Genomic DNA, 19,449 nt, shown 5'->3' on the forward strand with positions numbered 1-19,449 from the left:
GTGGGCCGGCCCGCGATGAAGAGGATATCGAGCGAAATGCTTTCGAGAGATCACAGCGTCGCAGTCGACCCGGTTGCGCTGGAGAACAGCATCTCCAAGGCAACCGAAGCACTGCTCGGCTATCGCCAGTCCGACGGACACTGGGTATTCGAGCTCGAGGCCGACAGCACCATTCCAGCCGAGTACGTCCTGCTGCGTCACTATCTCGCCGAGCCGGTCGACGCCGGGCTTGAGGCCAAGATCGCCAACTATCTGCGCCGCACCCAGGGTGCGCATGGCGGCTGGCCGTTGGTGCACGACGGCCCGTTCGACATGAGCGCCAGCGTGAAGTCGTACTTCGCGCTGAAGATGATAGGTGACTCCGTCGACGCGCCGCACATGATGCGTGCGCGCGAGGCAATCCGTTCGCGCGGCGGGGCGTCGGGCAGCAACGTGTTCACGCGCTTCCTGCTCGCGCTCTATGGCGTCGTGACCTGGCGCGCAACGCCGGTGCTGCCGATCGAGATCATGCTCCTGCCGATGTGGTCGCCGTTCCACATCAACAAGATCTCCTACTGGGCGCGCACCACCATGGTGCCGCTGATGGTGCTCGCTGCGTTGAAGCCGCGTGCGAAGAATCCGAAGGGCGTCGGCATCGACGAACTGTTCCTGGAAGATCCGAAGTCGCTCCGGATGGCGCCGAAGGCGCCGCATCAGAGCGCTGGCTGGTTCTATCTGTTCCGCTCGCTCGATGCCGTGCTGCGCGCAATCGAGCCGATGTTTCCGAAGCGCCTGCGCCAGCGCGCCATCGACGCCGCGCTCGCCTTCACCGAAGAACGGTTGAACGGCGAAGACGGCATGGGCGCGATCTATCCGCCGATGGCCAACATCGTCATGATGTACGAGGCGCTCGGCAAGGACGAGAATTTTCCGCCGCGCGCCATCACCCGCCGCGGCATCGACAAACTGCTCGTGATCGGCGACGAAGAGGCCTATTGCCAGCCCTGCGTCTCGCCGGTGTGGGACACCGCGCTGGCTTGCCATGCGCTGCAGGAAGCCGGCGGCGAGGACACCCTTGCCAAGGCCAAGCAGGGCCTCGACTGGCTGAAGCCGCGCCAGGTGCTGGAGCTGAAGGGCGATTGGGCGGTCAAGGCGCCGGACGTCCGTCCCGGCGGCTGGGCGTTCCAGTACAACAACGACCACTATCCCGATCTCGACGACACCGCTGTGGTCGCGATGGCGATGGATCGTGTGCGGCGGCACTCCGGGACCAGGGAATATGACGAGGCGATCGCGCGCGGCCGCGAGTGGATCGAAGGGCTGCAGAGCCGTGACGGCGGCTGGGCCGCGTTCGATGCCAACAACCTCGAATATTACCTCAACAACATCCCCTTCTCCGATCACGGCGCGTTGCTCGATCCGCCGACCGAAGATGTCACCGCGCGCTGCATCTCGATGCTGGGCCAGCTCGGCGAGACCTCAGAGAGCAGCAAGGCGATGGCCGACGGCATCGCCTATCTGCGCCGCACCCAGCTGCCTGAGGGCTCCTGGTACGGCCGCTGGGGCCTGAACTACGTCTACGGCACCTGGTCGGTGCTCTCAGCGCTAAATGTCGCAGGGATCGATCGCAACGACCCGATGGTTCGCAACGCAGTCGACTGGCTAGCGTCGGTCCAGAATCAGGACGGCGGCTGGGGCGAGGACGCCGTCAGTTACCGGCTGGATTACAAGGGTTATGAAGTTGCGCCATCGACTTCCTCGCAAACGGCATGGGCCTTGCTTGGATTGATGGCGGCGGGAGAGGTCGAAAATCCCGCAGTTGCACGGGGGGTGGAGTACCTAAAGGCAACACAGTCGGAAAAAGGGCTGTGGGACGAGCAGCGATACACGGCTACGGGGTTTCCGCGGGTATTTTACTTGCGATATCATGGCTACTCGAAGTTCTTTCCGCTCTGGGCGCTGGCGCGGTATCGGAATTTGAGAAGCACCAATAGCAGGGTGGTAGGGGTCGGGATGTGATTGTTGAGGCGGGGGCCGCCGAGACCGTGGGCAATAGAATTGATCCTCGGCCGGTATTGATTGTGACTGGATTGGTGCAGGAGGCCCGCATCGCGGCAGGGCCCGGCATGATCGTGATCTGCAGTTCAAGCGATCCGCAGCAGCTGCGTGCATTGCTGGCGACGCTGGATCCCATGACGTTCCGCGGCGTGATCTCGTTCGGCGTGGCCGGCGGGCTCGACCCGTCGCTGAAATCCGGCGATGTGGTGGTCGCGACCGAAGTGATGGCCGGCGATACCCGTTTCCTGGCGGCATCCGCGCTGAACGAGGAGATGATCGCCAGCGCCGCGCTGAAGCGCCGCAGGATCGTCCGTGGCGGTCTCGCCGGCGTGGAAGAGGTGATTGCGGCGAAGGCCTGCAAGGCCGCCCTGCGCTCGATCACGGGCGCTGCTGCGGTCGACATGGAGAGCCATATCGCGGCAGCCTATGCCGCAAGGGCAGGCATTCCGTTCGCCGCGCTGCGCGTGATCAGCGATCCCGCGCACCGGGCGCTGCCCGAGCTTGCGAAATCCGCGGTGAAGCCGAACGGCGACATCGACCTGCGCAAGGTGCTGAGCGGCATCGCGCGCAATCCGCGGACGCTGCGGGCGCTGGTGTCGACCGGTATCGACTTCAACCGTGCGCTGCGCTCGCTGCGCAGCTGCCGCGGCTTCCTGCTCGGCAACGACGTGCTGGTGCCGGTGGAGGCCTGACAGGCCACCGGCGAGGCGCTGACGCCGAGATACACCCTCAAAAAAAGGCCCGGTCGCATCGCGATCGGGCCTTTTGTTTTGGTCGCTCATGAGCCGGCTTGATGCCGCCCCGTCCGGCTCCGCGCGTTGCTCGGCGGGGGACTTGTCCAGCCGGATAGGGATACCGCGGTTCCCGTTCCCGCCGCCTCAGGGCGTGGCGCTGGTCTCCACCGGCCACGCCCGGCGGCCTCCGGGGCGCCTGGTGCCGTGCTGCGACCTCAAGGCTCCGCCGAATGCTTGACAAGCACGGGCATTCGAACGAGTATGAACTATGATCCTGTGTTCATGAATTAAGGTTCACGATGGCACTCGCTGCGGTTCGCCTCAATCAGCTCGTCGAAACCAAGGCGCGCATCCTGGATGCCGCCAGGGAGGCCGTGGCGCTGAGTGGCTGGAAGGATGCCCAGATCGCCCTGATCGCCTCACGGGCCGGCGTGGCCACGGGCAGCGTGTACCGCTACTTCGACTCGAAGGCAGACCTCTACGCGCAGGTGCTGGGGCAGGTTTCCGAGCGCGAGGTGGCCGTGGTTGCCGCGATCGTCGAGGCCGAAGGATCTGCGTCGCAGTGTCTGGTGGACGCGATTTACACCTTCTCGGTCCGCGCGATGCGCGGCCGCCGTCTGGCCTACGCACTGATCGCCGAACCCTGTGAACCCGAGATCGACGCGGCGCGCCTGAAATACCGCGCGGCGCTGGCCGACCAGATCGCAAGGCTGGTCCGGCGCGGCATCGCCAGCGGTGAATTCGTCGAGATCGACGCCAACGTCGCGGCCTCCTGCGTGACCGGCGCTTTCATGGAGGCGCTGGTTGGTCCTCTGGCGCCCGAAGCGGACCCGGATTCCGACGCGGCCAAGGCGATCGCACAATCGATCGCCGGGCTTTCCGCGCGCATGCTGTTTCGCCACGCCACGCCTGAATTGACCCCTGTATCGAGAGTGTCCGCATGAATGCGCGTGTCCAGCCGGTTGCCGTCGCGGCAACGAAAGCCAGTCCGTTTGCGACCCACGAAGTCCGCAATCAGGCGCGGCCGGCGACAGGCTTCAACGCGTTCGACGATGATCGCGCGTTGAGCGGCCTGATCGCAAAGCTCGCGCCGTGGGCGAAGGACAAGCTCTCCGCGCTCGGGGCCCATGCCGGCAGCGAACCCGTGCAGGACGCGGCGCGGCTTGCCAACGAGCACGAACCAAAACTCTTGACCCACGACCGGTATGGCAACCGGAATGATTGGGTCGAATTTCATCCGGCCTGGCATCAATTGATGGCGCTGGCGTTCCAGAGCGAAGTCCACAGCCTGGCCTGGTCGACGCGCGAACCGCACGGACATCTGGCCCGCGCGGCGCTGAGCTATCTCTGGAATCAAATCGAGAACGGCGTCGGTTGCCCCACGGGAATGGCTTACGCTGCGATCGCGGGGTTTACCGGCAAGCCGCAATTCAGCCTGTGGCGGGAACGCACGCTGGCTGCCGACTACGATCCGCGGCGGCTCCCGATCGAGGAGAAGCGCGCGGCGGTCATCGGTTATGCGATGACCGAGAAGCAGGGCGGCTCCGATCTGCGCGAAACCCAGACCACCGCGCGCTTCGTCGAGCGCGGCGCGCATGGCGAGATCTATGCGATCACCGGCCACAAATGGTTCTTCTCGGTGCCGGTCGCCGATGGGTTCTACACCCTGGCGCAGACCCAATCCGGCGTCAGCTGCCTGTTCGTGCCGCGCCTGCTGCCCGACGGCAGCGCCAACCGCGTCCACATCCAGCGCCTGAAGGACAAATGCGGCAACCGCTCGAACGCCTCGAGCGAGATCGAGTATCACGACACCTGGTCGATCCTGGTCGGCGAAGAAGGGCGCGGCATCCGGGAAATCCTTTCTCATGCGCATCTGACCAGGCTGGACTTCGCGGTCGGCTCCGCCGGCCTGATGCGGCAGGCGTTGAGCCTGGCCTTGAACCACGCGCAGACGCGAACGGCGTTCGGCAAGCCGATGTCCGAGCTTCCGATGCAGCGCAATGTGCTCGCCGACCTCGCGCTCGAGAGCGAGGCGGCGATGCTTGGCGCATTTCGGGTCGCGCGTGCGACCGACGGCCTGCAAACGAGCGAGCACGAACGGCTGCTGGCGCGGGTCGCCACTCCAGTGATGAAGTTCTGGAATTGCCAGCGCGCCCCGGCGTTCACCTACGAGTGCCTGCAGGTGCACGGCGGCAACGGCTTCATCATGGAGAACCCGATGGCACGGCTTTATCGCGAGGCGCCGCTGAACTCGATCTGGGAAGGCACCTCGAACATGATGTGCATGGACGTGCTGCGGGCCATGCAACGCGATGCAAATTGCCGCGACGCATTCGTCGACGAACTGCGTGCGAGCAGGGGCCTCAACCCGATCTATGACAAGAGCACCGACGATCTCGCCGATCGACTGGCTGCGCGATATCCTGACGACGGGCATGCGCGGGCGCTGGTCACTCGCATGGCGCATGCGTTGCAGGCTGCCGAGATGCTGCGGCATGGCGACGCCGCTGCCGCCGATCTGTTCGTGCAATCCAGGCTTGGCGCGGGCGGCATGCACGTGTTCGGCACGCTGCCGACATCGGAAGGCCTCAGCCGTATCGTCGCGCGCGCCTCAGTCATCCGTCACTAGGAAGCTCAGTCATATGCGTCAGAGCGAAGTTTGTGCCGTCAACGACATCAGAGCCGTTGTGGGCGAAGAGGAATGGGCAACCCGGGTCGATCTCGCGGCGTGCTATCGCCTGGTCGCGCTCTATGGAATGACCGACCTGATCTACAACCACATCAGTGCGCAAATCCCCGGGCATGACGACCAGTACCTGATCAATCCCTATGGCATGCTGTACGAGGAAATCACGGCGTCGAGCCTCGTCAAGATCGACATCGAGGGCCGCACCCTGCTGCAGCCCGACCACGGCTACAATGTCAACGTCGCCGGCTTCTATCTGCACGCCCCGATCCATCGCGCGCGGCCCGACGTGAAGTGCGTCCTGCATACCCACACCAGGGCAGGCACGGCGGTCAGCACGCTGGCCGAAGGGCTGCTTCCACTGTCGCAGACGGCGATGCGGTTTCACGGGCGGATCGGCTATCACGATTTCGAGGGGCCGGCGATCGATCGTGACGAATGCGATCGGGTCGTCGCCGATCTCGGCCGCAACAACGTGTTGGTGCTTCGCAATCATGGCCTCTTGGTCTGCGGCAACACGATCCCGCAGGCCTTCAACGCGATCTACTGGCTGGAGCAGGCGTGCCGGATCCAGGTCGATGCGCTCGGCTGCGGCCGGCCGCTGCACACCCCGACCGAACTCGCGATCGACAACACGGTGACCTGCTTTGCCGGCACTGAGATCACGCTCGACAACGAGCGCGACACCAATCCAGTGTTGAATGAAACAGCGCAAAATCTGCAAGCCGGTTACGGCTTGCTGGAATGGCCGGCGCTGCGGCGCAGGCTCGACCGCATCGACGGGAGCTATGCGCAATGAGCGCGTCGCCGACGGCGTTGCGGATCGGCTTCATCGGCGCCGGCCGCGTCGCGCAAACGCTCGCGCCGGCGTTTGCCCGCACGGATCTGAACGTTGCGGCCTTCTACAACCGCGGCCGTGATGCCGCGCAGCAGCTCGGATCGCGCGTGCCGTCGGCGCGGCCGATGACGCACGCGCAGCAGGTCGTGGACAGCTGCGATGTGGTTTTCCTGACGGTGAGCGATGACGCGATCCTGCCGGTGTGCCGCGAACTGCGCTGGGAGCCGCGTCACCGCGTGGTCCATTGCAGCGGCGCGACCGAGCTTTCGGCACTCGATCATGCGAAAGCCGCGGGCGCAGCAACCGGCGGATTTCATCCAATGCAGATGTTTGCCAATCCCGACGTCGCGCTCGAGGGACTGCGCGGATGCACCGTCGGCATCGAGGCAGAGCCCGATTTCAGGCGCGACCTCGAACATCTCGCTGTCAGCATCGGCTGCGAACCGCTGGCGCTGCCGGCCGGCGTGCGAGCGCTCTATCATGCGTCGGCCTACTATGTCGGTCCGTTCCTGATCGCGCTGCTCAAGGAAGGCGTCGAGCTCTGGAAGAGTTTTGGCGCCAGCGAGGCCGACGCGCTGCGTGCGATGATGCCGCTGCTGCGCGGCACGGTCGCGGCTGTTCTGGACGGTGGCCTCGCCAACGGCATGGGCGGCTGCGTGGCGCGCGGCGACGTTGGAACGATCCTCAAGCACCTCCGAGCCCTGGACGAGCGCTTTCCTCCCTCGGGCGCGCTGTATCGCGAACTGGCCCTGCGCAATGTTCCGCTCGGGATCGAGCGCGGCACACTCAGCGCGCCGCGCGCGGCCGAAATCGAGAAGGTGCTTCGACGGAATAGCCGGGAAGAGCAGGCGGTCTCCTGATCGAAAAAAGGCCCCGGTTCGCTGAACCGAGGCCTTTCATCATTCTGCTCACACAAAGCCTAGGCGGCGGTGGAAGCCTTCTGCTGCTTCTTGGCGGCGGCAGCCTCCGCCTCGTCACGGCGGATATCCGAGAGCTTCTTCTGGACCTGCTCGGCGAAGATGTACTGCGCGGGACGCTGCTTCGACATGTCGATCTCGGGCGCCATCGGGCCGGTCGTCCTGATGCCGCGCAGCGCCACCCACATCGCCTTCAGCGGATTGTTGATCGCAGCGGTTGCGGCGGTCGGCTCGTAGCCGCAATGCGCCATGCAGTCGGCGCACTTCTCATACTTGCCGGTGCCGTAGGTCTCCCAATCGGTGGTGTCCATCAGCTCCTTGAAGGTCTTGGCGTAGCCTTCACCGAGCAGATAGCAGGGCTTCTGCCAGCCGAAGATGTTGCGCGCCGGCATGCCCCAGGGCGTGCACTCGTATTCCTGGTTGCCGGCGAGGAAGTCGAGGAACAGGCCGGAATGCATGAAGTTCCACTTCTTGCCCTTGCCGAGCGCAAAGACGTCGCGGAACAGCTTCTTGGTCTTGGTGCGGTTGAGGAAGTGCTCCTGGTCGGGCGCACGCTCATAGGCGTAACCCGGCGACATCGAGACGCCGACGCCGAGCTCGGTGGTGAAGTCGAGGAACTTTGCGATCTCCTCGGCCGGATGGCCGTCGAAGATGGTGGCGTTGACGTTGACCGTGAAGCCGCGGGCCTTCGCTGCCTTGATCGCGGAGACGGCGCGATCGAACACGCCCTTCTGCGACACTGCCTTGTCGTGATGATCCTTCAGGCCGTCGAGATGCACGGAGAAGAACAGGTAGGGCGACGGCTCGAACAGATCGAGCTTCTTCTCGAGCAGCAGCGCATTGGTGCACAGCGAGACGAACTTCTTGCGCGCCACGAGGCCGCGCACGATCTCGCCGATCTCTTTGTGGATCAGCGGCTCGCCGCCGGGAATTGCCACCATCGGCGCGCCGCATTCATCGGCTGCGTCCCAGCATTCCTGCGCAGTCATGCGGCGATTGAGGATCGCATCCGGATAGTCGATCTTGCCACAGCCGACGCAGGCGAGGTTGCAACGGAACAACGGTTCCAGCATCAACACGAGCGGATAGCGTTTGCGGCCAAGCAGCTTCTGCTTGATCAGATAACCGCCGATACGCATTTCCTTGAAGAACGGTATAGCCATTAGACGATTTTCTTTCTGCACTTATCAAAGGGAAGTGGGTTCAGATCAGCCCGCAGTCAGTTCGGCCGGCAGCCGGAATTCGATATTCTCTTCGCGGCCCGGAACAACCGAGACCGACACCGGTCCGATGCGCCGCAGGGCCTCGATCACATCGTCGACCAAAACTTCGGGCGCTGAAGCGCCCGCGGTAATGCCGACGGCCTTCGCATCCTTCAGCCAATCCGGGTTGAGCTCGCTCCCATCGGCAATCAGATAACTTGCGACGCCGACCTCGGTGCCGATTTCGCGAAGCCTGTTCGAGTTGGAACTATTGGCGGCCCCCACCACCAAAATGACGTCCACCAGCTTACTTAGGTCCCTTACCGCAGATTGGCGGTTCTGTGTCGCATAGCAGATATCCCTGATGTCCGGGCCTTGAATATCTGTAAATTTTGCCTGAAGAGCCGCGATTATGTCCCTGGTGTCGTCCACGGACAACGTGGTCTGGGTGATGTAGGCGACCGGGGCGTCGGTCGGCAGCCTCAGTTCTGCCACATCCTGAACGCTCTGGACCAGCAGGACCGGCCCCGGAACCTGCCCCATGGTGCCCTCGACCTCGGGGTGGCCGGCATGCCCGATCAGGATCAGGGCGCGGCCCTTCGCGATATAGCGTTTGCCCTGGTTGTGGACCTTGGTGACAAGCGGACAGGTGGCATTGAGCACGGGCAGGTCGCGCTCGGCAGCCTCCTGTTCGACGCTCCTCGCCACGCCATGGGCGCTGAAGACGGTCACCGCCTTGGCCGGCACTTCCGACAGGTCCTCGACGAAGATCGCGCCCTTCTTCTTCAGGCTTTCGACCACGTATTTGTTGTGAACGATCTCGTGGCGGACATAGACCGGCGGGCCATATTTCTGCAGCGCGCGTTCGACGATCTCGATCGCGCGTACAACGCCCGCACAAAAGCCGCGAGGCTGAGCAAGAAAAACTTCCATCGGACTTTCGTTACGCAAATTGCACCAATCTCATTCAATGCCCTGCGGCCGTTTCGGCAACGCACTCCACACGTCGGACGCCGCAACGTCAGTTGCAATGTCCGCACCATCACAGGTCCTGCATGGGATCCGCGCCCCAAGCGCATGGAAATACAGGCTTTTGTGGAAAAAAGGTAGCGCTTCGCGCGGGTGGGCGCTCAACCAGGAGGGGCGTATGAGGTAATATGGTGTTGATTTTGGGCCCTGCGACCCTCCGTCCCCCTCACTTGTTCGTCACTTTATCGCCCTCTGATGCGGTTTATACCGGCCACTCGTGGCCGTTCCCTGTCGTTTGGAACTTCCTCGCCATCGCGTCGAGGAAGGTAACCAAAACAACATTAGATCGGTCCCGGGAACTCCGCTACAGAGCGGGCGTTTTCGGCCATGCTTCCCCGAGATTAGAAAGAAACGAAGTGCTGACAAATATTGTCGTCTCCGTTGTTCGAACTTGTACGCGTTTTGCCCTTCCGGTTGTGATTTTCGCTGTGCTGCTGTCGATCGGCGCCGGCTTCTATACGGCCCGCAACTTCTCGATCAACACCGACATCAACAAGCTGATCTCGCCCGATCTGGATTGGCGCAAGCGCGACAACCAGTTCGAGGAGGCGTTTGATCGCGAGCGGCTGATCCTGGCCGTGGTCGAGGCGGCGACGCCCGAGCTGACCAGCTCGGCCGCGAAGGCGCTCACCGAGAAGCTGCAAGGCGACAAGAAGAACTTCGAGGCGATCACCGCGCTCGGCTCCGGCGAGTTCTTCGAGAAGAACGGCTTGCTGTTCCTGCCCACCGAAGAGGTCGGCAAGGTCACGGGACAACTCGGATCGGCCGCGCCGCTGATCGAGATCATGGCGGGCGACCCCTCGATTCGCGGGCTGACCGGCGCGCTCGAGACCGGCCTTGCCGGTGTCAAGCGCGGACAGGTCAAGCTCGACAATGCCGCTCCGCCCTTCAACCTGATTTCCCAGACCGTCGAGACCATCCTCGCCAAGGGCAACGCGACCTTCTCCTGGCGCGAGCTCACCAGCGACACGCCGCTGACCGATTCGGACAAGCGCGCCTTCATCGAGGTCAAGCCGATCATCGACTATTCGGCGCTGGAGCCGGGCAAGGCCGCAACCGACGCGATCCGGCAGGCGGCCGCCGATCTGAAATTCCCGACCGAATATCACGCCCGCGTCCGCCTGACCGGACCCGTGCCGATCGCCAACGAGGAATACGCCACCGTGCAGGACGGCGCGATCACCAACGGCATCGGCACCGTGGTGATCGTGCTGGTCATCCTCTGGCTGGCGCTGCATTCCGGCAAGATCATCTTCGCCGTGTTCGTGAACCTGTTCATCGGCCTTGCGCTCACCACGGCGGTCGGTCTGATGATGGTCGGATCGCTGAACCTGCTCTCGATTGCCTTCGCGGTCCTGTTCATCGGTCTCGGCGTCGACTTCGGTATCCAGTTCAGTGTTCGCTACCGCTCCGAGCGCTTCAAGAACGACAATCTCACGCTGGCACTTGAGAACGCAGCGCGCCGCTCGGCGGTGCCGCTGTCCCTTGCGGCGATGGCGACCGCCGCCGGCTTCCTGTGCTTCCTGCCGACCGACTACAGGGGCATCTCCGAGCTCGGCAAGATCGCCGGCGCCGGCATGCTGATCGCATTCCTCACCAGCATCACGGTGCTGCCGGCGCTGCTCGATCTGCTCAACCCGCCCGGCGAGAGGGAGCCGGTTGGCTATGCCTTCCTGGCGCCCCTCGACCATTTCCTTGAAAAGCACCGCATCCCGATCATCGTCGGCACGATCTTGATCTCCGTCGCTGGTCTGCCGCTGCTCCACTGGATGAAGTTCGACTTCAATCCGATCAACCTGCGCAGTGCGAAGGTGGAATCGATCGCGACCTTCCTCGACCTGCGCAAGGACCCGAACACCGGCGCCAACGCCATCAATGTGATGACGCGCTCGGAAGCCGACGCCAAGAAGATCGAGGCCAAGCTCGAGAAGCTGCCGGAAGTGTCGCGCGTGATGTCGCTCGACAGCTTCGTGCCTGACGACCAGCCGGCCAAGCTGAAGCTGATCGCGCAGGCGGCCAAGACGCTCGGCCCCGCGCTCAACCCCGACTCGGTCGATCCGGCGCCGTCGGATCAGGAGAATGTCGAGTCGCTGAAGAGCTCGGTCGACAGCCTGCGCAGGACCGCGGGCGATGGCAAGGGGCCGGGTGCGGTTGCCGCGCGCCGGCTCGCCGACGCCCTGCAGAAGCTTGCCGATTCGAACCAGGCGACCCGCGACAAGGCGCAGGAGATCTTCGTTTCGCCGATGAAGATCGTGTTCGACCAGCTCAAGAACACGCTGCAGGCCCAGACCGTCACGCTGCAGAACCTGCCGCCGGAACTGGTCGCGAGCTGGAAGACCAAGGATGGCCTGATGCGTGTCGAGGCGGAGCCGAAGGGCGATCCGAACGACAACGACAATCTGCGCCGCTTTGCCGACGCTGTGCTCGTTGCCGAGCCGACCGCGATCGGTGGACCGATTTCAATTCTGAAATCTGGCGATGTCGTCGTGGACGCCTTCATTCACGCCGGCATTCTGGCGCTTGTGGCGATCAGCGTGCTGCTGTGGCTGGCATTGCGCCGTGTCGTCGACGTGCTGCTGACGCTGGTGCCGCTCCTGGTCGCCGGCATCGTCACGCTGGAGATCTGCGTGCTGATCGGGCTGCCGCTCAACTTCGCCAACATCGTCGCGCTGCCGCTGCTGCTCGGCGTCGGCGTGGCGTTCAAGATCTACTATGTCACGGCGTGGCGCCAGGGCAGAACGAATCTGCTGCAGTCGAGCCTGACGCGCGCGATCTTTTTCAGCGCGCTGACCACGGCGACCGCGTTCGGCAGCCTGTGGCTGTCTAGCCATCCCGGCACTGCGAGCATGGGCAAGCTGCTTGCGCTGTCGCTGGTTACGACGCTGGCTGCGGTGTTGCTGTTCCAGCCCGCGCTGATGGGCAAGCCGCGCGAGGTTGGCAAGGAGGAAGATATAGCCAACGACGTCACCTGACGTCTTCGGCGCCTGACGCCCTGGCGGCCTGCGATTTTAGAGTTGAGCGCGCCAGTGATGCTGGCGCGCGCGGCTTCTCCGCTTGACGGTGCGGTCAGCGCGCCGCCGCTAACGCGTCGGCTTTGCGATGTCCGGGAGCAGGCAGATATCGCCCACGAGATCGGCCGACGCATTGGCGTTGGCTGGCGGGTTGACCGCCTGCTTTTGAGCCGGCGGCTTGGTAGCTGGCGCCACTGCGCCGGTGGTTTTCGGAGTCTGCGGTGCTGCCGTTTTGGGCAGGGCGCCCTTCGCAGCAGGGTTGCCGGCGACGCTCAGGGGGATCGGCGGACTGACGCGGGTCCAGGTCTCGCCGCCGCACAGGAAGCCGAGCACGCAGCCCTGGATCTCGAGTTGATCGGTGCCGACGGGCTTGATGGTCGAGCTGTAGAGCTGGCCGTCCTTCGCGTTGTAGACTTGGCCTTCCCACGCATCTGCGCCGGCCTTCTTCTTCATGTCGATCAGGATCGGCATGCCGAGCGTCGGCCGGCTCTGCTTCGCAGCATCAGGGTTGTTCTTATCCTTGCCGCCGGGGGTTTTTTCCCAGGACACCGCACCCCACATGCTGCCATTACACTGGGCGACGCGGATGGTGGCGACACCGTCTGCGACCTTCCAGTCGCCCGTGGGGTCCGCAGCGAATGCCGGTGATAATACGGTGGCCAAAAATAAACCTGAAAAGGCTATTGTACGCGCGAAAGTTCTTGGGCAGTGCAACATGGTCCAAACCTGTGCTTAACTTGATGATCCGAGCAGGGGTCAAAACGCCGCTCTTGGGCGTTTTAAGTTGACGAGATGGCCATCAACCGACGTATGTAACGAATGGTAAGTTCCAATTTAGACGTTTCCGAGATTTTTGTGGAGCGGGAGGGGCAGCGCGGTGCCATGCACACGCGTCACCTCAACGAGCAGCTCGTTCGCGTCCTCAAGACCATCGGCTACGACGTCGGCTTCAAGAAGGGGCAAGGCCAATACCTCTTCGATCGTCAGGGGGCTCGTTACCTCGATCTACTGAGCGGATTTGGCGTTTTTGCGATCGGCCGTAATCATCCGGACCTGCGCAAGGCGCTGAAGAGCGTGCTCGACGCCGATCTGCCGAATCTGGTGCAGCTCGACGTCTCCACGCTCGCCGGCGTGCTCGCGGAACGGCTTCTGGAACACGTTCCATATTTGGACAAGGTGTTTTTCGCTAATTCCGGCGCCGAAACCGTCGAAGCCGCGATCAAGTTCGCGCGCGGCGCCACCGGCCGTCCCGGCATCGTCTATTGCGGGCACTCGTTTCACGGCCTGTCCTACGGCGCGCTCTCGCTGACCGATGATTCGAATTTCCGCAGCGGCTTCGAGCCGCTGCTGCCGGGCTGCACCCCGATACCCTACAACGATCTCGAGGCGCTGGAGAAAGCGCTGTCGTCGCGCCAGGTCGGCGCGTTCATCGTCGAGCCGATCCAGGGCAAGGGCGTCAATATGCCCACCGACGAGTTCCTGCCCGGCGCGCTGGCGCTATGCCGCAAATACGGCACGCTGTTCATCGCCGACGAGATCCAGACCGGCATCGGCCGCACCGGAAAGTTCCTCGCAGTCGAGCACTGGGGCATCGAGCCCGACATGGTGCTGCTGGCGAAGGCGCTGTCCGGTGGTCACGTGCCGATCGGCGCGCTGCTGACGCGCAAGAGCATCTTCGACAAGATCTTCAACCAGATGGACCGCGCGGTCGTGCACGGTTCGACCTTCGCCAAGAACGATCTGGCGATGGCCGCCGGCATCGCCACGCTCGACGTCATCAAGGCCGAGAAGCTCGTCGAGAACGCCGCCAAGCGCGGCGCCGAGCTCCGCCTTGCGCTGACCCGCATGGTGCCGGGCTATGAATTGATGAAGGAAGTCCGCGGCAAGGGTCTGATGATCGGCGTCGAGTTCGGTCCGCCGAAATCGCTGCGCCTGAAGGCATCGTGGAACCTGCTGGAGACCGCCAACAAGGGACTGTTCTGCCAGCTCATCACGGTGCCGCTGTTCAAGGATCACAAGATCCTGACCCAGGTCGCCGGCCATGGCCTCCACACCATCAAGCTGCTGCCGCCGCTCGTCATCACCGAACAGGACTGCGCCTGGATCGAGAAGTCGTTCGACGAGGTGATCGCCGGCAGCCACAAGGTGCCGGGCGCGATCTGGTCGCTCGGCAAGACGCTGGTCGACAACGCGGTGCGCAAGTCGGCGTAAGCTCAAATCTGTAGCCCAGATGCAGCGAAGCGAAATCCGGGGTTCTCACAGCGGTAAGACCGTTCCCGGATTGCGCTGCGCTCCATCCGGGCTACAGATCGAATTCATCCCTCCTTGTTCGCGCGCATCGCGCTCTCGAACTTGTCGCCGAATTCGGTCAGCTCGTCGGCGCCGAGGTCGCTGACCGCCCAGTAGTTCAGGCCGCGGTCGCTCCAGCGGCGGATGTTGAAGCCTTGCAAGGTCGAGATCTTCGCCGGGTGCCGCTCGGTGTTCGCCGTCTGCGCCACGAACAGGTTGATGACGTGCTGGCGCCGCTTGTAGACCACGGCGCCGATCTCGCGGGTGTTGACGTAGTCGAGCCGGCCGCCGATCAGGGTGAAGCCCTGCGCGGTGAGGTCGATCACTGGTGGCGAGACATCGAGCTTGCCGTTGAACCAGGGCTTGACCGTGTGCTGATCGGTCGAGATCACGTCGGTGAGGTGGCCGGCCTGCAGCGAGCGCAGATGCGCCGACACCACCTCGCTCTCGATGCGCTGCTCGTCGTCATTGCGCAGCACGACCGCGACAAGGCCGGTCGCGGCCATCGCCGATACCGCGGAGCCGAGCGCGAAGCCGCGCAGCACCGAGCGCCGGCTCGGCGCCGCCTGCACCTGCGGCAGCGGCAATGCCTTCTCGATCTTGCGGCGCAGCTCGAGCGGCGCCTTGTAGCGCACGTCGCTCTCGGCGATCGCCTGGCGAATCTCCTGATACTCCTTCATCAGGGCGGCGCAATGCGCGCAACCCTCGATATGGGCTTCCACTTCGCGTGCATGGCCGGCGTCGAGTTCGCCGTCGATCAGCGCGTGGACCAGCACTTCGGCTTCCTCGCAGGTCATTTCACTTGCTCCTGTTCCGCAAGCCAGGCCGATCGCAGCATGGCGCGGGCGCGCGCGAGGCGCGACATCACGGTGCCGACCGGCACCGCGGCGACATCGGCGATCTCGCGGTATGAAAGATTCTGGATTTCCCTGAGCACGAAGGTCTCGCGGAACGGCTCGGCGAGCGCCGCGACCAGCTTGCGCACGGTGTCGCCGTCGAAACGGCGCAGCAGCTGCTTTTCCGGCGTCTCCGGGGCTTCGTTCCACAGCGGGGTCTGCTCGCCGCCTTCGGGCAGCTCCTCGACCGCGGTGGGGGCGGTCTTGCGCCGTGCATATTCGGCGCGGCAGACATTGCGCAGGATCGCGAACAGCCACGGCTTCATGGCAGGTCCCCGGTAGCTGTCGAAATGCTTGTAGGCGCGCAGATAGCATTCCTGCACCGCATCCTCGGCGTCGGCGGCATCGCGCAGCAGGTAGCGCGCCAGCGTGTAGGCGTCGTCGAGATACGGCAGCGCTGCCTCGCGGAAGCGCCGCGCCTTCTCGGGATCGTCTTGCGACGCTTTGACAACCATCGTGTCCTGTCCGGCTGGTCGAGAGACGGCTTGCGCCCGGCCGGGGGCGGAGGGCCACCGGCCAGGCATGGCTGTGATTGTATGGGTGGTCACGTTACCCAACCTTGATACTGCCTGTCATGTGCGGATGCAGCGAACAGAAATACTTGTACTCGCCGGCTTCCGTGAAGGTGAACGAGAAGGTGCCGTCGGTATCCATGGTCTTGGAGCGGAATTTGCCCGCACACACCACGGTGTGCGGGATGTCGTCGCGGTTGGTCCAGGTCACGGTGGTGCCGACCTTCACGTCGAGCGGGTTCGGCGTGAACGAAAAGTTGTCGATATGGACCGCGGTGTCTTCGGCGCGGGCCGCCGTGACCGGCAGCAGCATGGTCGCGACCACGGCTATACCGAAGTCGCGTCGATTGATCGAACTCATCGCTCTCTTCCCTCAACCCTGCAGCGGCGTGTCGATGATCGCCAGCGGCTGGCTGTTCTGCTTGAAGTTGATGCTGGCGACACCGAGCATGCTGCGCAGCTTGGCATCCTCGACCTTCATCGGGCCGGGCGAGGGCGCGGAACCGGGCGCCGGCTGCGGGAAGGCGGTCGAACGCGCGGTGTGGAAGGTGACGTTGCCCTCGACCTTCTGCATCACCTGGTGGATGTGGCCGTTGAGCACGGTGACCGAGCCGAAGCCCTTGACGTATTCGAGCGCGCGGGCGCCATCCTCGGTGCCCCAGCCCCATTGCGGATAGACCGTCCACAGCGGGATGTGGGCGAACAGCACGATCGGCGTCGACTTCGAGCGGCCCTTGAGGTCGTTCTCCAGCCATTCCAGCTGCTCGTTGCCGAGATTGCCGAGGCCGCCGCCCTTGAGGTCGACGACGTTGACGAGGCCGATGAAATGCACGCCGCCGGCGTCGAACGAATAGTAGCCCGGACCCTTGGTGCCGCGGCCGTAGCGCTCCTTGTAGAGCTTGATCTCCTCGTCGATGAAGTCGTGCTCGCCCGGCACGTAATGCACGTCGAGCTTGGCCTGCGAGATGATGCGATCGGCGTCATCGAATTCGGACGCCTTCGACAGATGCGTGATGTCGCCGGTGTGGATCATGAAGGACGGCTTGACCGGCATCGCGCGGACCTTGTTGATGGCCTCTTCCAAGGTGCCGATCGCGTTCGGGTTGGCCGGCTTGTCGAAGCCGACATGGCTGTCGCTGATCTGCATGAAGGTCATGCCGGTCGCAGCCTCCGCGGCCTGTGCCGAGCCGACGATGCCGAGCGAATGCGGCACGCCGCCGGTGACAGTCCACAGCACGCCGGTGCCGGCCCAGGTCATGCATTCCAGCACCTTGCGTCGGCTGACGCCCTTTTCCTCATCGTGGTGATCGTGATCGTGATCGTGTCCGCTCATGACATTGTCTCCCGTGGGCCCCAGGGATTGGGTTTCCGGGTAGGTGATCAGCGGTGCCGGGGCTTTATTCCCGGGGCTGCGGCGGTGCGTCGGGACGCGATGACGATTTCGTGAGGGCCCGCGCGACAGGTGGACGCAAGGGCAAGATGCGTCATTGCCGCTCAACGGCTTGCGGCGTTATCGACCCATCAAACCACTGATCGGCCGGAGGAAATCATGGGCGACGTAACCGGCGGCTGTCACTGCGGCGCGATTCGTTATGAGGTGATCGGGGAACCGATCGTCCATGCGCTGTGTCATTGCAGCGATTGCCGGCGCCATGCCGGCGCGCCGATGGTCGGTTGGGTGATGGTCGCCGAGGACATGGTCAAGCTGACCAAGGGGCAGCCCAGGATCTACCGGTCCTCGGAGCACGGCCGGCGGCACTTCTGCGCGGATTGCGGCACCGGGCTTTTCTACACCAATGGCAATCTGTTGCCCGGGTTCATCGACATTCAGAGCGGCACCTATGACGACCCCGGCGCGGTGCCGGCCGTCGTGCATATCCAGGTCGCCGAGCGGCTGCGCTGGATGGAAAATGCGCATGAGCTGCCGACCTTCGACCGTTTTCCGCCGCCGGCATGACCGGCGACCGGCGATGATGCGCGTCGCAACATGGAAACGTTGCGCAACATAGATGAACAGCCGCAACAAAGCTGTCTTGCAGCCGTCAGCATAATGTCAGCGCTCCTGCATAAGAATGGCGGACTTCATTCGCCACACCGGGAGATCACCATGAGCGACCACGCAGGCGTTGAGCATCACCACAAGGCAGCTGAGCATCACGAGCACGCGGCACGTCATCACCGCGAAGCCGCCAAGCACCACGAAGCCGGCGACCATCACAAGGCGGCGCATCACGCCCACACCGCCCACGGTCACGCCAGCCATGCCCAGCATCACCACACCGAGGCGAGCCGGCATCACGCCGAGCACCACGGCAAGCACTAACAATCATTCCAGTACTGCGTGCGTGGCTTCCGCCGTCCCCGCCAGGGGACGGCGCTTTTCTTTTTGACCTAGTCCGCGCGTCTTGCAAACGTCCTGACCGCCGCAACCTTCAACTCCGGCGCTTCCTGCGCGACGCAATGCCCGACGCCGTCGAACGTCCAGCGGCTCGCGTGCGGGATCAGCGCCGCGGCGCGGTCGGCCATCAACTTATAGACCGATCCTGACTGCTCGGTGGTGGCGATGCAGACCGGGCAGGTGATCTCGGAGAGCCACGGGAATGGATTGCCGCGGGCATCGCCGGTGTAGATCTGTTCCATCGCCTGGACGATCGGCAGCAGCAGCGCGGACTCGATCTCGGGCGTGCAGCGCAGCCGCACGCGGCCGTCGTCGAGTATTGCAAACCCGTGATGGACATAGGCCCAAAGCGATCGCTCGGTCCATGGCGCGAACGCGGGCGCGGTGCGCAGCCGCTGGAACAGCGCATCGGCGCTGTCGAACTCGGCCCGGCGGCGCAGCGCGCCCTGCACGGACGCGCTCGACATCTCGCTCAAGCCACCGGTCCGCGGCGCGTGCGGGTCCATCACGGTCGGCTCCGTCACGAACAGCCGTGCGAAGCGGTCCGGCATCAGCTTCGTGGCAAGCAGCAGGTCGGTCGCGCCGGCGCTGTGGCCGATGCCGTAGATGTCATGCAGGTCGAGGCGCTCGACCACCATGCAGAGGTCTTCGGCGAAATCCTGGAAGTGGTAGCAATCGGCCGCCGGCTTGTGGCTTAGGCCATGGCCGCGACGGTCGAGCGCATAGACGGTGTGGTCGGCGGCCAGCGCCTCGGCCACTTCGGTCCAGACCTCGGCGACAAAGCCGGTGCCGTGCAGCAGCAGCGCGGGCGGCTTGCCGGAAACCGGCTCGCCCCATCGCACTACCGCGATCGGCGCATCGGCATCGCCGACCAGAAAGCGCTGCGGCTGCGTCATCGTC

Annotated in this window: 18 protein-coding genes; 9 read left to right on the forward strand and 9 right to left on the reverse strand. The window is 64.2% G+C overall.

Features of this window, described 5'->3' with window-relative positions:
- Positions 1-36 precede the first annotated feature (36 nt).
- The 6 genes from shc to HAP48_RS30925 all read left to right on the forward strand — a co-directional run bounded on the left by shc (position 37) and on the right by HAP48_RS30925 (position 7,155).
- A complete protein-coding gene (gene shc, locus HAP48_RS30900) occupies positions 37-1,998 on the forward strand; it encodes a squalene--hopene cyclase (protein ID WP_166203702.1) in 1,962 nt (653 codons plus the stop codon).
- A 26-nt stretch (positions 1,999-2,024) separates the two neighbouring features.
- Positions 2,025-2,729: a phosphorylase gene (locus HAP48_RS30905; protein WP_166203703.1), complete on the forward strand. Its 705-nt coding sequence runs from the start codon at positions 2,025-2,027 to the stop codon at positions 2,727-2,729.
- A 341-nt stretch (positions 2,730-3,070) separates the two neighbouring features.
- Positions 3,071-3,715, forward strand: a complete 645-nt coding sequence (locus HAP48_RS30910; RefSeq protein WP_166203704.1) for a TetR/AcrR family transcriptional regulator — start codon at positions 3,071-3,073, stop codon at positions 3,713-3,715.
- A complete protein-coding gene (locus HAP48_RS30915) occupies positions 3,712-5,400 on the forward strand; it encodes an acyl-CoA dehydrogenase family protein (protein ID WP_166203705.1) in 1,689 nt (562 codons plus the stop codon). Before HAP48_RS30910 ends, HAP48_RS30915 begins: the two co-directional genes overlap by 4 nt.
- A gap of 13 nt (positions 5,401-5,413) precedes the next feature.
- Positions 5,414-6,256: a class II aldolase/adducin family protein gene (locus HAP48_RS30920; protein WP_166203706.1), complete on the forward strand. Its 843-nt coding sequence runs from the start codon at positions 5,414-5,416 to the stop codon at positions 6,254-6,256.
- Positions 6,253-7,155, forward strand: a complete 903-nt coding sequence (locus HAP48_RS30925; protein WP_166203707.1) for a Rossmann-like and DUF2520 domain-containing protein — start codon at positions 6,253-6,255, stop codon at positions 7,153-7,155. The genes HAP48_RS30920 and HAP48_RS30925 overlap by 4 nt, the downstream gene beginning before the upstream one ends.
- Positions 7,156-7,214: 59 nt before the next feature.
- On the opposite strand, the gene hpnH is transcribed toward HAP48_RS30925, so the two are convergent.
- Together hpnH and ispH are read right to left on the reverse strand one after the other, a co-directional pair.
- The gene (gene hpnH / locus HAP48_RS30930) at positions 7,215-8,375 is read right to left on the reverse strand and encodes an adenosyl-hopene transferase HpnH (RefSeq protein ID WP_166203708.1); all 1,161 of its coding nucleotides are present in this window, start codon (positions 8,373-8,375) and stop codon (positions 7,215-7,217) included.
- Between the two features lie 45 nt (positions 8,376-8,420).
- Positions 8,421-9,347 (reverse strand): 4-hydroxy-3-methylbut-2-enyl diphosphate reductase, encoded by a 927-nt coding sequence (ispH, locus tag HAP48_RS30935; protein WP_029082132.1) that lies wholly within the window; start codon positions 9,345-9,347, stop codon positions 8,421-8,423.
- 452 nt (positions 9,348-9,799) lie between these two features.
- Here ispH and hpnN point away from each other — a divergent pair, with 452 nt between their 5' ends.
- A complete protein-coding gene (gene hpnN / locus HAP48_RS30940) occupies positions 9,800-12,415 on the forward strand; it encodes a hopanoid transporter HpnN (RefSeq protein ID WP_166203709.1) in 2,616 nt (871 codons plus the stop codon).
- Between the two features lie 108 nt (positions 12,416-12,523).
- Here hpnN and HAP48_RS30945 read toward each other — a convergent pair whose 3' ends face one another.
- Positions 12,524-13,171: a DUF2147 domain-containing protein gene (locus tag HAP48_RS30945; RefSeq protein ID WP_166203710.1), complete on the reverse strand. Its 648-nt coding sequence runs from the start codon at positions 13,169-13,171 to the stop codon at positions 12,524-12,526.
- 102 nt (positions 13,172-13,273) lie between these two features.
- Here HAP48_RS30945 and hpnO point away from each other — a divergent pair, with 102 nt between their 5' ends.
- On the forward strand, positions 13,274-14,665 hold the full coding sequence (gene hpnO, locus HAP48_RS30950; RefSeq protein ID WP_166203711.1) for an aminobacteriohopanetriol synthase HpnO: 1,392 nt from the start codon (positions 13,274-13,276) through the stop codon (positions 14,663-14,665).
- A gap of 104 nt (positions 14,666-14,769) precedes the next feature.
- Here the strand turns inward: hpnO and HAP48_RS30955 are convergent, their stop codons facing one another.
- From HAP48_RS30955 to HAP48_RS30970, 4 genes are all read right to left on the reverse strand, one after another.
- On the reverse strand, positions 14,770-15,540 hold the full coding sequence (locus HAP48_RS30955; RefSeq protein ID WP_166203712.1) for an anti-sigma factor family protein: 771 nt from the start codon (positions 15,538-15,540) through the stop codon (positions 14,770-14,772).
- A complete protein-coding gene (locus HAP48_RS30960) occupies positions 15,537-16,094 on the reverse strand; it encodes a sigma-70 family RNA polymerase sigma factor (protein WP_029082127.1) in 558 nt (185 codons plus the stop codon). The genes HAP48_RS30955 and HAP48_RS30960 overlap by 4 nt, the downstream gene beginning before the upstream one ends.
- Before the next feature lie 94 nt (positions 16,095-16,188).
- The gene (locus HAP48_RS30965; protein WP_166203713.1) at positions 16,189-16,512 is read right to left on the reverse strand and encodes a cupredoxin domain-containing protein; all 324 of its coding nucleotides are present in this window, start codon (positions 16,510-16,512) and stop codon (positions 16,189-16,191) included.
- 12 nt (positions 16,513-16,524) lie between these two features.
- Positions 16,525-17,484 carry a metallophosphoesterase family protein gene (locus tag HAP48_RS30970; RefSeq protein ID WP_166203714.1) on the reverse strand — a complete coding sequence of 320 codons (960 nt, stop codon included), beginning with the start codon at positions 17,482-17,484 and terminating at the stop codon, positions 16,525-16,527.
- Positions 17,485-17,700: 216 nt separating this feature from the next.
- On the opposite strand from HAP48_RS30970, the gene HAP48_RS30975 reads away from it, so the two are divergent.
- Positions 17,701-18,108: a GFA family protein gene (locus HAP48_RS30975; protein ID WP_166203715.1), complete on the forward strand. Its 408-nt coding sequence runs from the start codon at positions 17,701-17,703 to the stop codon at positions 18,106-18,108.
- Between the two features lie 96 nt (positions 18,109-18,204).
- Here HAP48_RS30975 and HAP48_RS30980 read toward each other — a convergent pair whose 3' ends face one another.
- Both HAP48_RS30980 and HAP48_RS30985 read right to left on the reverse strand, forming a co-directional pair.
- Positions 18,205-18,471, reverse strand: a complete 267-nt coding sequence (locus tag HAP48_RS30980) for a hypothetical protein (RefSeq protein ID WP_166203716.1) — start codon at positions 18,469-18,471, stop codon at positions 18,205-18,207.
- Between the two features lie 71 nt (positions 18,472-18,542).
- Positions 18,543-19,445, reverse strand: coding sequence for an alpha/beta fold hydrolase (locus tag HAP48_RS30985; protein WP_166203717.1), 903 nt, complete (start codon positions 19,443-19,445; stop codon positions 18,543-18,545).
- Positions 19,446-19,449 lie beyond the last annotated feature (4 nt).

This window comes from Bradyrhizobium septentrionale, assembly GCF_011516645.4.
In the GTDB taxonomy this organism is placed as follows: Bacteria; Pseudomonadota; Alphaproteobacteria; order Rhizobiales; family Xanthobacteraceae; genus Bradyrhizobium; species Bradyrhizobium septentrionale.